This window comes from Myceligenerans indicum, assembly GCF_016742955.1.
Lineage (GTDB): Bacteria > Actinomycetota > Actinomycetes > Actinomycetales > Cellulomonadaceae > Myceligenerans > Myceligenerans indicum.
On sequence record NZ_JABBYC010000006.1, the window covers coordinates 119,942 to 135,008 of the forward strand.

10 protein-coding genes are annotated in these 15,067 nt (G+C 72.8%); 5 read left to right on the top strand and 5 right to left on the bottom strand.

The window, feature by feature from the left end; genetic code table 11:
- Window positions 1-1,199 precede the first annotated feature (1,199 nt).
- A complete protein-coding gene (locus HGK34_RS06240) occupies window positions 1,200-2,897 on the bottom strand; it encodes a DUF2142 domain-containing protein (RefSeq protein WP_201845717.1) in 1,698 nt (565 codons plus the stop codon).
- A gap of 105 nt (window positions 2,898-3,002) precedes the next feature.
- On the opposite strand from HGK34_RS06240, the gene HGK34_RS06245 reads away from it, so the two are divergent.
- Window positions 3,003-3,473 (top strand): metallopeptidase family protein, encoded by a 471-nt coding sequence (locus tag HGK34_RS06245; protein ID WP_201845718.1) that lies wholly within the window; start codon window positions 3,003-3,005, stop codon window positions 3,471-3,473.
- Between the two features lie 99 nt (window positions 3,474-3,572).
- On the opposite strand, the gene HGK34_RS06250 is transcribed toward HGK34_RS06245, so the two are convergent.
- The 3 genes from HGK34_RS06250 to HGK34_RS06260 form a co-directional block, all read right to left on the bottom strand.
- The gene (locus HGK34_RS06250; RefSeq protein WP_201845719.1) at window positions 3,573-5,081 is read right to left on the bottom strand and encodes an LCP family protein; all 1,509 of its coding nucleotides are present in this window, start codon (window positions 5,079-5,081) and stop codon (window positions 3,573-3,575) included.
- An 11-nt stretch (window positions 5,082-5,092) separates the two neighbouring features.
- A complete protein-coding gene (locus HGK34_RS06255; RefSeq protein ID WP_307815821.1) occupies window positions 5,093-6,376 on the bottom strand; it encodes an LCP family protein in 1,284 nt (427 codons plus the stop codon).
- An 80-nt stretch (window positions 6,377-6,456) separates the two neighbouring features.
- Entirely contained in the window at window positions 6,457-7,209 is a 753-nt protein-coding gene (locus HGK34_RS06260) for a TIGR03089 family protein (protein ID WP_201845720.1), read from the bottom strand.
- A 289-nt stretch (window positions 7,210-7,498) separates the two neighbouring features.
- Between HGK34_RS06260 and HGK34_RS06265 the strand changes: the two genes are divergently transcribed.
- From HGK34_RS06265 to HGK34_RS06275, 3 genes are all read left to right on the top strand, one after another.
- The gene (locus HGK34_RS06265) at window positions 7,499-7,762 is read left to right on the top strand and encodes a WhiB family transcriptional regulator (protein WP_244666484.1); all 264 of its coding nucleotides are present in this window, start codon (window positions 7,499-7,501) and stop codon (window positions 7,760-7,762) included.
- A 75-nt stretch (window positions 7,763-7,837) separates the two neighbouring features.
- Window positions 7,838-11,221 (top strand): glycosyltransferase, encoded by a 3,384-nt coding sequence (locus tag HGK34_RS06270; protein ID WP_201845721.1) that lies wholly within the window; start codon window positions 7,838-7,840, stop codon window positions 11,219-11,221.
- Complete coding sequence (locus HGK34_RS06275; RefSeq protein WP_201845722.1) at window positions 11,218-12,783, top strand: DUF5719 family protein; 1,566 nt, start codon at window positions 11,218-11,220, stop codon at window positions 12,781-12,783. The genes HGK34_RS06270 and HGK34_RS06275 overlap by 4 nt, the downstream gene beginning before the upstream one ends.
- Window positions 12,784-12,797: 14 nt before the next feature.
- Here HGK34_RS06275 and HGK34_RS06280 read toward each other — a convergent pair whose 3' ends face one another.
- Complete coding sequence (locus HGK34_RS06280; protein ID WP_201845723.1) at window positions 12,798-14,492, bottom strand: ATP-binding protein; 1,695 nt, start codon at window positions 14,490-14,492, stop codon at window positions 12,798-12,800.
- A gap of 398 nt (window positions 14,493-14,890) precedes the next feature.
- Here HGK34_RS06280 and HGK34_RS06285 point away from each other — a divergent pair, with 398 nt between their 5' ends.
- Window positions 14,891-15,061 carry a hypothetical protein gene (locus HGK34_RS06285; RefSeq protein ID WP_201845724.1) on the top strand — a complete coding sequence of 57 codons (171 nt, stop codon included), beginning with the start codon at window positions 14,891-14,893 and terminating at the stop codon, window positions 15,059-15,061.
- Window positions 15,062-15,067 lie beyond the last annotated feature (6 nt).

A 15,067-nucleotide genomic window follows, 5' to 3' on the forward strand; every position in this document is an offset into this window, starting at 1 on the left:
ACGGGTGACGAGCCCCCGCACATGGACTACGCCTACCAGGTGTGGCACGGCGAGCTTCCGGTGTTCGAGGAAGGTCTGAAGCTGCGGCCCGAGGGTGCCTGGCTGGCACCCGTGCAGTGGACGGCACAGCACCCGCCCCTCTACTACCTCCTCGTGGCACCCCTGGTCGGGCCGCTCGCCGACGCCGGGCATCCTGTCGCCGCCGTCTATGCCGCGCGCGCCGTGAACACCGTCCTGGCCGGGCTGTTCGTGCTCGTCGCCTGGTGGAGCGCGCGCCGCCTGTGCCGTCCGGGAAGCCCGCTGCCGCAGCTCGTCGCCCTCGTGGCCGGGCTCACCGCCGCCGTCGCCCACGTCGGCGGTTCCGGATACAACGACCTCCTGGCGACGGTGCTGGTCACGACGATGTACGGCGTGAGCGCGACGGCGATCCGGCGCGGGCTCGACGGGCGGCTCGTGGTCGGCCTCTGCCTTCTCGCGGCGGGCTGTGCGCTGACGCGGTTGTCCACGGCGGTGATCGCCGTCGTGGTGGCGGCGTTCGGGGTGCTCGCCGGGAGCGTGCGTGCCGCGCAGGGCAGGGGCCGCTGGGCGCCGGTGGCGTGGCTCGCGATCGGCGGTCCGGCGACGGCTCTGGCCGCCGCCGGCTGGTTCTACGCCCGCAACGTGGCACTCACCGGCAACATCCAGGGCTCGCACTTCGACTGGGCGCTGGAGCACCAGAACCGGACGGAACGGCCGGTGTGGGCGGTGCTGATCGACCCGGTCACCTGGGCGCGGCTGCCGGACCTGTTCTGGTGGGCCGGGCGTGTGCCGCCGCGCGCGCTCCACCCGGCGGTCACGCTCGTCGTCACGGCCCTGCTGCTGGTCTGGGTCCCGCTGGTCCTCGCCGTCGTGCACCGCATCCGCGAGCAGCGCGGGCCTTCGGGGGCGGGGGGCGGCCACCCCGTCGACCTCCGCCTGCTCGCGGCGCTCCCCTGGACGGCCGCCGCGGTCGCCGTGACCATGCAGGTCCTGTACGCGGCGAGCAGCGGCGGGGTCTATCCGCGGTACTTCCTGCCCGTGGCCCTGCCGCTCTTCCTGGCGGTGGCGGCCGGTCTGGCGGTGCGCCCCCGGGTCCTCGTGCCGGTGTGGGCGGGAGTCACCCTGGCCGATCTCGTGGTGTGGCTCGTCCTGGAACTCGCCACCCCGGCCGGTCCGGGCCTCTACTCCGAGCCCGTGGTGCCCGCCGCCGCGGTGGGCTTCCTGGCCGTGGCGTCCGCCGTCGGCGCCACAGCGCTCACGCTCCGCGCATACCGGACGCCGGCCGCAACCGCGCCCAGCGCGACGGCGGAAGCGAGCACGAACCACACCGCGAGCTGAGCACCTGTGAGGGGACTCCACCCAGCCCACCGTCCGAGCGCCGTGCCGAGCCCCTCCCCCGGGCCCCGGTAGAACCCGCCGAAGGCGAACGCCATCCCCGCCACGGACGCGACCGTCCCGCCCATGAGGGCCCACGGCACGGCCCATGCGCCGGCCTGCGGAAGACGGCCGCGGCGCAGTGTGGTGAGCACCAGGAGGCCGGAACCGAAGCCGGCTGCCAGGCCGACGACCGCGCCGAACATGTAGCGACCCTGAACGGCGACGACCCACCCCGTCTCGGAGAACCCGGACCAGGCGTTGACGACCACGGCGCACCACAGGAGCGCGGGCTGCAGCAGGAGGACCGCGAGCGCCCTCCGGCCGGGCCCCCGCGACAGGGCGACGAAGCACAGGGCGGCCACGACAACGGCGCCCGTCCAGAACACGACGTCGGGCACGCGGACGTCGAGGAGACCGAAGCTCCCGAAGAAGGACCAGGTCAGGTGACGCACAGTGGTGCTGATGAAGTACCAGAGCCCCCGGCCGTCCACCGGCTCGAACCGCTCCGGGATCCCCACGGGCTGCACGGCGCCGAACTCCACCAGGTTGCGCAGCCACCACCATCCGCCCACGGCGAACGCGACGGCCAGGGCAGTCCCCGCCAGTGCCAGCCGCCTCGGGAGGCCGGTGCGTGCGGCGCCTCCCGGCGCCGGCTCGGGCGGGCGGGCCACGGCGAGGAGGAAGGCCGCCAGCACCATGGGCACGGTGAACGCGGCCATCACCTTCGTCAGCAGCCCGAGCCCCACGACGCCACCGAGGATCACCGCCGTGCGCCAGCGCAGGTCGCCGGTGACCACGCGCGCGCAGAGGTACGCGGCGCCGGCCCCGGTGAGCACCACCAGGGCGTCGTTCGTGATGCTTCCCATGATGTGCCCGAGCTGCGGGAGGAACACCGGGAACGACGCCGCGAGGAGGGCCACGGTTCGTGACCCGGTGACCAGCCGGGTGGCTCCGGCCATGAGCAGCCCGACCGGCGCGAACAGGAGCACGTCGAGCAGGCGCAGCGCCAGGACCTGGTGGTCCCAGCGCGCGTCGGCGGTTCCTGTCAGGTGGAGCCAGCCGGCCGCGACCGCGTAGTAGAGCGGCGGGTGCTGGGTCATCTGGTCGATCTGCTCGACGTCCCAGGTGCTGGTGTCGGTGCCGGGTGGCACCGGGTGCGCCAGGGCGTTGCCGGGTCCGATGACGGTGCGCTCGCCGTCGGGCGTCGGCGGCACGTCCACGTACTGGCCCTTGTCGATGCGGTCGAGATACCGGCCGGGCACGTCGGTGTCGACGGCGGCCTCCGCCCGGGCCGCGTTGATGCCGGGGCTGACGAGCGCCTCTCCCGGCGCCGGCCAGCCGCCGCCGTAGGCGAGGCGCAGCGCGCTGTTGAGATGCTGCACCTCGTCGGGTGCCCGGAACGCGGGGGTCAGCACCGCCCAGCAGGCGGCCGAGGTGGCGACAAGTAGTGTGATGAGGGCGAGGGCGAACCGATAGCGCGCCCGGGCGGTGTCGTCCTGCACGGGTTCAGCGTATGGCAACCGCCTCGGGAGCTCACCCAGTTCGTGGTTCCGGTCCCGGCGGCGGGGCTGTCGGGGAGGTCGCGGGTCAGGTCGTATCGTCATGGTGTGGTCTCGAAGTTCTCTCTCCCGGCAGCATCGGACGGTTCGCAGGCGCCCCACCGGAAGGCGCCCCGGCGGCGTGACCGGCGCGGCCGAGGCCTGCGCGGACCGCTGTTCCCGCCGGGTTCCCCGGCGCACCGGACCCGTGCCGAGGTGTTCGACGACCTCGTCCTGGATATCGCGCAGTCGCTCGACCAGCGCTGGGGCAAGGCACTGAACGGCACGCAGTTCGCGGTGGAGGACGTCCCGCCGTCGGACCCGGCGCCCTGGGAGAGTGGTGGCGTTCCCCTGGGCCGGTACTTCCCCGCCGAGAGCGGGCAGCCTGCGCGGGTCGTGGTGTACCGGCGGCCGATCGAGGTCCGTTCGCACGACGAGGACGATCTGGCCGACCTGGTTCGCGACGTCGTCGTGGAGCAGGTGGCACGGCTGCTGGCCCGGTCTCCGGAGGAGATCGACCCGCACTTCGGCGAGCGCTGAGCCCCTGCGGAGAAGGGGTTGGGCGTCCGTGGTCCGTCTCGTCCTCGGGCGGACGGTCGTCGACGGATCACGGACGTTCGGCGGCCTCCCGCACGACCGTCACCCCGTGAGGGAGTTGACCTCGCCCGGTTCCAGGTTGCCGTCGCGCAGGTCGGTCCAGAACTGGGCCAGTTCCTCCTCGGGGCCGAGCAGCACCGTGGAGCCGACGCCGTTGCCCGGGTTGTAGCCCAGGCTCGCGATCGGTGGCGTGCCGGTGACGCCGTTCTCTCCGTTGGCGCTCTGGAACCGCAGCGCGAGGAAGGCCATGTCGATCACGCCGGTGTCCTCGTCGACGCTCAGGGAGCCCAGGCCGGCGTCGGCCAGCGACACCTGCTTGGCCGGGTTGAGCAGGAGGGCGGGGTCCTTGATGGCCTGGCCCACCTTGCCGATCACCTGCCGCTGGCGCTTGGCGCGACCGATGTCGCCCTGCGGATCCGAGTACCGCATGCGGGAGAAGGCGAGCGCCTCCTCGCCGGTGACCTCGTGGCAGCCGGCGGTCCACTTCATCCTGGACCGCTGATCGTCCACGTCGTGGTCGTAGCACAGTTCCACGCCCCCGACGGCGTCGACGATGTCGCTCACACCGCCGAACCCGACCTCCGCGTAGTGGTCGATCGTGAGCCCGGAGAGCTGTTCGACGGTCTGCACCAGGAGTTCCGGCCCACCGAACGCGTAGGCGGCGTTCAGCTTCTGCATGCCGACGCCCGGGATCTCCGCGTAGGTGTCGCGGGGCAGCGAGATGAGCGCCGTGGGGCCGGAGGCCGGCTTGTGCAGGAGCAGGATCGTGTCGGTCCGGGCGCCGGAGGTGGAGTCGTTGATCCCGCCGGAGCCGCGGGCGTCGGAGCCCGCGATCAGGTACGTGGTGCCGGGCGTCCCCGGTGCGCCGGACAGCGCCTCCACGTGCTGGATCTTCCCGTTCGCCCAGATCATCAGGCCGACCGGCCAGGCCAGGAGCGCCAGGACGACGAGGATCGCGATGAGCTTTCCCCGTCCCCTGCGGCGTGGCCCGGGTCGCGCCGCGGGCCGCGCCTGGCCGTATCCGCGCGGGGGCGCCTGCCCTCCGCCGGGTGGGGGTGGCTGGCCGCCCGGCGGCCGCTGCCGCACCGGCGCGGGCGGGCGGTGTGTGGCGTGCACGGACGCCGGAGGCTGCTGCCGCGGCACGGGCGCGGCGTTCAGGCCGGACGCCCGGCCCGTTGCCCGGCGGGGCGGGATGGCCTGGGGCGGCTGAGAGCCCTGCGGCGGCACGGAGCGGGGCGGGACTGGCGGTGGGTTCTTGCCACCGGACACGGGGACCTCCCGGGAAGACTGTCGTTTGATTCGTGGCTCACTGTGACGTTCGCCCACGGGCACGCCGGCTCCGGGTGTCGCGGCGGGAGGCCGCGGCCTGCTCGTGGGGGCTTCGGCGCCGGGGCGTGCGGCCCCGTGCGCGGCGTCGCCGACGGCGATCGCCCCGTCGGTGCCCGGCCGGTCCCCCGCCTGCTGCGGTGTGAAGCTCGGCGGGATGGGCGAAGCGGCCCGGGCGTCCTCGTGCACCCGGGTGGGGTCGTCGTCGGTCGTGGGATCTGACATGTTTCTCCCCGTCAATCGCAGACGGCGGTCGTGTCGGCGCCGGTGAACGCTTCTCTTCCGGCTTCCTTGACGTCGTCGGTGCTGGGGGACGCCGTGGGGTCGATCGTCTCGTCATCCGCCGCCGACGGCGAGGCGGACGCGCCGGAGGCGGCCAGGGTCCCGTTCGTGGCCGAGGGGGAGGCGGACGCCGTGGCGGGGTCGTCGTCGAGCGGCCGGTCCTGCTTGAGGTTCTCCCACAGGAGCGCGGCGTCGGACGTCCACACCACGTTGTTGGGGTTGTACGGGTCGGTCGCGTACGGCACCGTCAGGAAGGTGACGCTCCCGGGGCCCAGGTTGCGCAGGCTGTAGGCGAGCCCGGTGAGGTTGTCGAGCCGGGCCGTCTTGTCGTCCATGGTCATCGAACTGGTGACGGCATCGATGAAGCTCAGGGTCTTGCCCGGGTTGGCGAGTGTGTCGGCGCTCATCACCGTGCGCACCAGGGCGGCGAGGAACTGCTGCTGGCGGCCGATACGGCCCAGGTCGCTGCCGTCGCCGACACCCTTGCGCGCACGGGCGTAGTCGAGCGCGATCGCCCCGTGGAGCGTCTGCACCCCCGGGTCCAGGTGCAGGTTGTTCGCCTCCGGGGCGTTGATCTCCTCCTCGATGCAGAGCTCGACGCCGCCCACGGCGTCGATCATCCGCTGGAAGCCCTGGAAGTCGATCACCATGAACCCGTCGAGGAAGACTCCGGTGAGCGTCTCGACGGTCTGCATCGCGCACAACGCGCCGGACGCGGTGTCGCCACCGACGAGCGCGCCCACGGCGAACGCGGCGTTGAACTTCGTGTGCTGGGGCGCGGTGGTGGACCCGTCGGGAGTGACACAGGAGGGGATGTCGACGGTGGAGTCACGGGGGATGGAGATCGCGTCGACCCGGCTCCGGTCGCCCGAGACGTGCAGGATGATCGTGGTGTCCGACCGCGCGCCGTCGGAGGCGTTGCCGCCGATCTTCCCGTTCTCACCCTCGCGTGTGTCACTCCCCATGAGCAGCAGGTTCAGCGGCTCGCCCGCGTTCGGGTCGGTGGGGGTGGCCTTCTCCGGGCGGTTCGTCAGCACCTCGGTGGACGCGGTCTCGATGTTTCCCGTCCATCGCGACAAGGCCGCCACGGAGCCCGAGGCCACGAACGCGAGCATCCCGGTGAGGACCAGTGCCACGACCCGCGTCGTGGACCTGTGCCCGGCCAGGACCCGTGCGTGGGCAGGGCCGGCCGACTGGTCCAGGCCCGCCCCGGGCGTACTGAAGTCGGGAAAGGTCACAACTTCAGAGCATAGGGGAGCGGACTTGCACGGGCGCAGAGGCCACACAGAGGGACGGTAGAGGGTTCGTGGAGAACAGGTCAGGCGATCCTCTCGATCTTCTCGGTGGCCACGAGCCGGTCGCGCCGCGCCGTGTCGGCCTCCAGGGCGGCCGCGGTAGCGGGCCCCGTGAGCACCACCGACCCCGCTGCGGCCCAGACGCGCAGCAACTGACGCAGCACGTCAGCGGCTCGGCCACGGCCGTCGACGAGCGTCCTCACCCCCTCCTCGGGCCCGGCCTCGGGGACGAGCTCGTCATGGCCGACGACGGCGTTCCCGGCTGCCCCGGCCACGCCGGATCCGGTCAGGGCAGGGCGGCCGGGATCAGGCTCGGGCGCGTAGATGATCTGGTCGGCGTACGTCATCACCGCCGCGGCCGCATCCACGGCACCAGGCGGAAGGTCGCCGTCGTACCGGCGCGCCAGCATGGGCAGGCTGACCACGACGAGGTCCGCGGACGACCCCGTCCACGAATCAGGAGAATCTGTCACGACGACGTCGAGATTCCCGGCGGCCGGATCCTCGGGCGCGCCGTCGAGCAGCACCACCGTGGCACCCACCCGCCAGGACGCGAGCGCCCAGGTCACGGTGCGCCAGTGCACGGGCAGGTTCACCCCAACCATCGACCCGGGTTGTACGTCGTACTCCTCGACAAGCAGGTTCGTGGTCTTCGCGACCCAGTTCGCCAGGACCGCACCGGAGAGCTCGATCCGTTCCCCGTCGTCCCCGTACCACGTCAGGCGGGGGCGGCCGGGATCGGACTGGAGACGTTCGAGAAGGGTGGAAACGAGCATGAACGAAGGCTACGCGGCACGCAACGCAACGCAGCCTGTCAATCCGCACGTGACCGTCCCCCGAGGTGAGGGCGATTTTCTTGTGAAGCCCTCTGCCGATAGCACACTTCCGCTTGACGCCTCCACACGACACGCGTGTAATTCCATGTATGCAGTTTTCGTAGCGAGGCAAGCGCGCGGACACGCGCGACACATGACCGACAGAGACGGCATGGAGGGGCACATCATGTGGGACATGCTGGAACCGGACGGTGACATCCCGTCCGACACCGAACGCCCGAGCGAGACCATGGCGGACGTGCTGTCGCTCTTCGACGAGGAGCAGGACGAGACCCTGCTCAGCTGGCAGGAACGAGCGCTGTGCGCGCAGACGGATCCTGAGGCGTTCTTCCCCGAGAAGGGCGGCTCCACGCGCGAGGCGAAGAAGGTCTGCCAGGGCTGCGAGGTCAAGGCCGAGTGCCTCGACTACGCCCTCGCCAACGACGAGCGTTTCGGCATCTGGGGTGGCCTGTCCGAGCGGGAGCGGCGCAAGCTCAAGCGGCGCGCCGTCTGACCCGTCTCACGCGACACGCCGGGTTCCCTTCTTGCCCTGCGGATCCGGTCCGCGGTGCGCATGATGGTCGGCGAGATGACGTCGCCACCCACCGGGCTGCCGCCCCGGCACACCACCGACACCGCGCTCGCAGCGGTCAGGTCGGTCACAGGACCTGCTTCGACCCTCGTCACGGTCACCGCCGTGGTCGTCACACGCGGGCGGAGTCCCTATCTGGAATCCACGCTGAACGCGGTCCGCGCACAGTCCCTGGCACCGAGCTCGATCGTCGTGGTCGACGTCGACACCGCGCATTCCACATCCGCGCACCGGGGGCTCAGCCTTGACGGAGCGCGCTATGTCGCGGCGAGCCGGTCCCGGTCGTTCGGCGACGCGGTGAACGCGGCCGTCGCCGAGGCCATCGATCCCGGCGAGACCGACGCGCCCGACTGGCTCTGGCTCCTGCACGACGACTCCGCGCCCGCACCTGGTGCGCTGGCCGCACTGCTCCGCTCGGTCGAGCACGCCGGCAGCGTCGCCGTCGCCGGCTGCAAGCAGCGGCGCTGGGAGCTCGACGACGACGGGCGGCCACGCGACCTGGCAGATCCTGACCGCGGCCTCCTGCTCCAGGTCGGCTACACGGTCTCCCCGCTCGGCCGCCGCATGACCGGGCTGGACGAGACGGAGATCGACCAGGGACAGCATGACTCGCGCGAGGACGTCTTCGCCGTCGGGCTGGCCGGAGCCCTGGTGCGCACCTCCGTGTGGCGCGACCTGGGCGGCACCGACCCGGAGTACGGGCCGTTCGGCGACTCCCTCGAGTTCTGCCGCCGCGTACGGCTGGCCGGCCACCGGGTGACCGTGGTGCCCACCGCCGTGCTCCGGCACGCGCAGCAGTCGCTGGCCGACACCTCGAACCGGAGCCGCCAGCATCGCGCGCGGCTGCGGTTCCGGCTCGTGGCCACCTCACCCTGGCTGCTCGGGTGGGTGATGCTCGCCCTCGTGGCCGGCGCCCCGTTCCTCGCGGCCTACCGGCTCGCCGTGAAACAGCCGGCGGCAGCACATGACGAGCTCATGACACCGCTGTGGATGCTGCTCGGGCTGCGCAGCGTGTTCCAGGCCCGCCGACGCGTCGCGCAAACCGCCACCCAGCCCTACCGGGTGCTCCGGCCACTGCTCGGGACCTGGCGCCAGACGTTCCGGGAGTACCGCGAACGTCGCCTGGCACGCGCCGACGCCCGCTACACCGGCCCCGACGAGCTCGACCGGGTGGACCTGCACCGCATCGCCACCCGCCGACGCACCGTGCTGACGCTCGTCGTGGTCGCGGCCGCCGCCCTGGCCGCCGCCACCTTCGGTCCGGCCATGGGCACGCTCGCCGACGACGGACGGCTCGTGGGCGGCGCGCTCCTGCCGGCGTCGTCCGACACCGGCCAGACCTGGACGGCCGCGACGTCCGGCTGGACACTCACCGGACTCGGGCAGGCCGGGCCCGGCGACCCGCTGCTGCTCACCCTGACCGCGCTCGCCCTGCTCGCCGGGGGCTCGCTCCAGACCGCCGTCAACGCCCTGCTCGTCATGGCACTCCCGCTCGCCGCGCTCGGCGGCTGGGCGGCAGCCGGGGCAGTCACCCGGTCGGTCTGGGTCCGGAGCGTCGCGGCGCTCGCCTGGGCTGCGGCACCCGGCTTCCTCGGTGCACTGTCCGGCGGTCTGCTGGGCGGGCTCGTCGCCCATCTGGCCCTGCCGTGGGTGGCACTGGCACTCATCCGGTCCGTGGGCGGACAGCAGATCGACCTTCCCGACCGTGCCGGCGTCGACGCCCTGCACGGCCGCGCCACCCTCCACGGCGCCCTGATCGCGGAGGGACGCGGCCGGCGGCTCGGTGCCGCCGGAGCGGCAGGACTGGCCCTGGCCGTCGCGGTGTCGGGCGCGCCGGTGCTGCTGCCGATCGCTCTGGTGGTCCTGGCCGCCGCCGCGTTCGCCGCCCCCTCCCGCCGCGCCCACCTGGCGCTCGCTCTCCTGCCCTCCCTCGTTCTGTGCACGCCGCTGCTGGTCCAGGTGTTCCGCACCCGCGACGTCGGCCTGCTCCTGTCCGACCCTTTGGTCCTGCCCGGCACCCTCCCGGCAGGCGGCTCCGGCGCCGGGTGGCAGGTCCTGCTCGGCCAGAGCGGCACACCGAGCGCCTGGTTCGACGGGGCGTGGCCGGCCACGGAGTACGGCCCCTACCTGCTCGGCGGCCTCCTGTGCGTCATGGCGCTCGCCGCGCTGGCCGGTCCGCGCGCCGCGGGGGCACGGGTCGGCTGGGTCCTGGCCGCCTGCGGCCTCGCCGTCGCGGCGCTGACTGACGGCCGCCTCGGCGCGTCGGGCCCGCTCCCCCTCGACCTCGACCCGCTCGCTCTCGACTCACTGGGCCTAGGTTCCGGTCTCCTGGCCGACCGGACCTCGGGGACCGCCCTGACGTCCGTGGTCCTGCTCGGCCTCGGCGGGGCCGCACTGTGCACGACGCGCGTGGTCCGTGCCCGGCGCGCCGTCCGCACCGCCGCGGTGGCCGGAGTCGCCGTGCCGCTGATGATCGGCCTGGTCGGTGCGGCGGGCATCGCGTCGTGGTACCTCGCCGGCCCGCTGTCCGACGACGGCGTGCACGCGAGTGCTGGGCCCGCGGTTCCCGCCGTCGGGCAGCAGATGCAGGCCACGCCACGACAGGCTCGCGTACTGCAACTCGGCACCGGCGCCGACGGCGTCGTCGAACACGCGCTGCTGCGCGGCGACGGCACGCAGCTCGTGGACGCGTCGGTCTCGGCGTCGGCGTCTGCCGCGACACCACAGGAAGTCGGGGCGACGGACACCGCCGTCGGCGGCGACGCGGCCGGCGCAGGCCGAGGCGCCGTCGACGACGTCGCCGTCCGGCTCGCGACCGGCACCGACCCGGACGTGGCCGAGCGTCTGGCCGGTCTCGGGATCGGCGCCGTCCAGGTCCCGACGCCTCCCGCACGGGACGACACGGGGGACGGCATCGGCCCGGCCGCCGGGAACGCCGAGCTGACCGCGTCGCTGGACATGATCCCGGGCCTGGAGCGGGTCACCCAGGGACAGGCGATCACGCTCTGGCGCGTACGGACCGAGCGCGACCCCGCACCGGGCTGGGCACGGATCGAGGACGGCTCGTCGGTCACCCCGGTGGCGTCCGACGGTCCGGGCGTGCACGTCGACGTGGCACCAGGTGGCGCCGGGCGGCGGATCGTCCTCGCCGAGTCCGCCGGGGCGCACTGGTCGGCCACGCTCGACGGGCACCGGCTGGAGCCGGTCGAGGTGGCCTCGGCCGGAGCGACGCTCCAGGGCTTCGGGCTCGGACCGGAGGGCGGCCACCTCGACATCGGCTACCGCGCACCGCACCGCACCGCGTGGCTGCTGGCACTGGGACTCGTGGGAGCGGTGTTCGCGTTGCTCGCACTCCCGGTTCGAGGGCGGAGGCCACGATGACGGGCTGGAGAACGGCACGGAGGATCGGCACGCACACCCTTGGCATCGCGTGCGTCGCGGCCGTCGCGCTGCTCGCACAGGGCATCCCGGGAGGAGAGACGGGTGCGGTCCGGACACGGGAGGTCCCGGTCGCCGCCGGCAGCACCACACTGGTCTGCCCCTCACCCGCTGAACTCGTCCAGGACGACGTGGGTGACGACCACTTCGACGCCAGCCCGGTCGAGACGGAGTCCGGCCTGACGGTCGCCGCCGGGGTGCCGGACGTCGTCGGGCTGGACGGCGAGGAACTCACCGGCGACACGGCGGCACGCGTGGTCCGGGCGGCGGCGGACACTGCCGCGGCGGCCACGGCGACCTCGGTGACGACGGCCGGTGACCTGCGCGGGCTCGTCGCGGGCGCGTGCCGGGCGCCCGCGATCGACCACTGGCTCGTGGGCGGGTCGACCGATGTCGGGTCCAGCTCGCGGCTCGTGCTCCAGAACCCGGGACGTACCGCCGCCTCGGTGTCGCTGGAGGTGTGGGGCCCGTCCGGGCCGGTCACGCTGGGCGGGCAGGCGCTCGTCGTGGTGCCGGCCGGAGAGCAGGTGTCCACGACCCTGGAGGCCGTCGCGCCCGAGCAGACACGGCTCGTCGTGCACGCGGCGAGCCGAGGGGCGCGCGTGACCGCGTACGTGCAGCACCACCGGATCGACGGGCTCGTCCCGCAGGGCGCGGACCTCGTGGCGGACGGGGCGTTGCCGTCGCGTGCCCTTGCCGTCGCGGGAGTGGACAGCCGCGGCGAGTCCGTGGAGGACCCGCACGCACCTTCGCTGCGGCTCCTGGCCCCCGGCGACCAGGACGGAACGGCGCGGCTCAGCATCTACGGCGCGGACGGGCGGGTGTGGCTGCGCGGTGTCGACGGCGTGGAACTGCGGGCAGGCGCGGTGACCGACGTCCCGCTCGGCGGGCTGCCGGCGGGACGGTACGCCGTGGTGGTGGACGCGACGGTGCCGGTGGTCGGCGGCGGGCTGGTGCACCGGCAGGGCAAGGCGCCGGAGGACTCCGTGGTCGAGGGCGACCCGTACGACACGGCGTGGATCGCGGGGCAGTCCGTGGGCGCCGTGGACGCTGACGGCGAGGGCGGTGGCGGTGCTGCCTTCTCCGACGACGGCACGGTCCAGGAGGCGGGCGACGACGTGGCGCCACCGCCCTCCCCCAGCCTGCTCGCCCTGCCCGACGGCATGTCGTGGGCCGTGGACGTCACCGCCATACCGGCCGCACGCGGCGAGGACGACGACCCGGCCGGCGCAGCCGACGTGACCATCACCGGCTATGCCGCCGACGGCACCGAGACGGGAACGCTGGACGTGACGGTCCCGGGAGGCACGGACGTCGACCTGTCCCGCAAGGACCTGGAACCCCTGGGCGAGAACGTGACCGCGATCGGGGTGACCGCGACGGGCGACGCCGCGACTGTCTGGGGGCTTCTCCTGGCGGACGGTTCACTCGTCGCGACGCTGACGCCTCCGGCGACGGCGGTGACGGAGAGCACGGTGGCGGTGCGGGACGTCGTCGCCGACTGACCGGACGGGCTCGCCTATGCCAGGCGGTAGAGCGTTCCCCGGTGTCCCGCTCCTCCGAGCAGGTCGACCTCGCCGGCGTCACGGAGCCGTCCGACGGCATAGCGGACCTGTCGCTCCGAGAGTCCGGTGACGTCGGTGAGCTCTCGGATCGACCGCGGGCCATCGATCAGAGCCATGACGATGACGTCACCATGTTTCGAGCGGGTCGCCGAAGCCACCGGGTGCGGCCGGTCTCCCGCGGCGGGGCCCAATCGGTAGACGCGCCCTCGCCCCTCCCCGAACGCCTCGGCGAGTCCTCGCTCGACGAGGTCGGTCAGGAGGGTGCGCGCCTCCGTGGAATCCATCGGAAACCGGGCGCGCAGTGACCGGTTCGTCCACGACTCGCCGTGACGCATCGCCGCAAGGGCGTGCCGCTGGGTATCGGACAGGCCCTGGGCCGTCGTGAGCGTGGCCAGCCAGTCGAGGTCTTCCGGGTCGAGCAGCGCATGTTCGGGCACGATCGCAGTGAATCGGATGCCGGCATCGACGAAGTGGGGAGGAGTCATCCCGGCTTCCTTCAACGCCTGCCGGACGGTGGCGATCCCGGACCCGATGCCTTCGATCACACGGCGCCCGTCGCTGGTTCGCACATCCTTGCTGATGTCGTACAGGCTCTGGTTGCGAGCGCTACCCCCCGTACCGGCGCCGAGTTGCTCGACCGTCAGCCCGTGCAGGCCACCGGGGTTCGTGATGACGAGCCGGTCGTCCCGCAAGGTCATCGTCACGCGGGTGCTCAGCGCATGCGGGCCGAGGTCGCGGTGGACGAGCGCGTTCGCGACGAGTTCACGCACCGCCTCCGTCGGGTACTCGGGCTCATCCCGCCCATGTCCGTCCCTGCCGAACCGCACGCGCGTCGCCGTGTTGCGCCGCACCCAGGCGACCGCCTGATCGAGCAGTTCGGGCAGAGGCCCGTCGAAGTGAGCGATGTCGGCGCTGCGGGTCCCGACAGGATCCCCTGGCCGGGCAGCGACGCTCGCGGTGATCGAGAGTGTCGGGAAGTACGTCTGCGGGTATCCTCCGAGCGTGTAGATGCCTGCAAGTGTCGGCACGCCCTCACGGGTGACGACTCGCGTGTGGCGCAGCACCGCGTCGTCAGGCATGGATGCCAGGCGCGGGGAGCGCGCCCTGCAGTTCGCGATGTAGGTCGCGACCAGTGTGTCGTCGAGGTCGTCACGCGTCGAGCCTTTGACAGGGGCCTGATCGTGTCGCGCCACGCCTCGGTTCGCCACGAACCCCTGTCGCTCCGGTTCGGAGAGCGGGTAGTCGCCGTCGTACGAGCGCAGGTAGGCGCTTCCGCTCGCCGTCACCTCGCACGGCTTGTCCGTGGACGGCAGTTCACGGACCCGCGCCAGGACGATGGTGCTGCCGTCGACCTGGCCCGTCGTGAAGGACACGTGAAGTGGCGGGGCAACAGCTCTGCGCGCCTGACCCGCGAGGCGCGCTTGGGCATCCGCGGCGTCGTAGACACCGACGGCCTCGAACCCAGCCCGCTCGTCGAGACCGAGCACGATGACGCCACCGCCAGGCATGTTGCCGAACGCCGAGAGAGTCGGCGCCAGGTCCTGCGGGTATCCCTGATGTGCCGCCTTCGCCTCGATGTCGCTGACATCGCTCCCCTCGGCACGCAGCACGTCGACGACGTCCTCGACAGCCAAACTGACACTCTTCACCTTGGAAATATACAACATTTGCGAGCAGCGGTTGGCAGTTTGTCAGTTCAGGCTGGGGCCCGCGCACACCCCGGCCCGAAGAGCCGCGGTCATTCCCAGCGCACCCACTGCATGGCCCCCCATGGCCAAGCGGCAGGGACAAGGCTGGGGCCAACGCTGTGACACCATCCCGCGAACTCCACCGGCCCGTGCCAAGCGTTGCCCAGACCCGACTGGTGCCAGGCTCAGACCTGAGTTCGGTCACTCGCTTAGTGCCTGAGATTCCGCCTTCCTGAGCGCGTCGCGTCCGCATCCCCCACCACGCTGCCGCGGGTCGCACCGAACGAATCCATGTCACGCCGCGTCACCGTGTTGGTGGCCTGGTCGACCTGCATCGCACCGGTGCCATGATGATCCGAGTGGTGCACGCGACCGTACCGGTGGTCGCGGGCGGGCTGCTGCACCGGAAGGGCGAGGTGGCGGAGGACTCCGTGATCGACGAGGCCCCGTACGACACGGCGTGGATCGCGGAGCAGGCGGTGGACGCCTGGGGGGGTGGCAGCGGGGTCGGGTGCGGACGGCGACAGTGACGGCCC

Coding starts and splice junctions, on each gene's coding strand:
- HGK34_RS06250 (WP_201845719.1), bottom strand. CDS start 5,081: ATGTCAGATCCCACGACCGACGACGACCCCACCCGGGTGCACGAGGAC.
- HGK34_RS06260 (WP_201845720.1), bottom strand. CDS start 7,209: ATGCTCGTTTCCACCCTTCTCGAACGTCTCCAGTCCGATCCCGGCCGC.
- HGK34_RS06265 (WP_244666484.1), top strand. CDS start 7,499: ATGGCGGACGTGCTGTCGCTCTTCGACGAGGAGCAGGACGAGACCCTG.
- HGK34_RS06270 (WP_201845721.1), top strand. CDS start 7,838: ATGACGTCGCCACCCACCGGGCTGCCGCCCCGGCACACCACCGACACC.
- HGK34_RS06275 (WP_201845722.1), top strand. CDS start 11,218: ATGACGGGCTGGAGAACGGCACGGAGGATCGGCACGCACACCCTTGGC.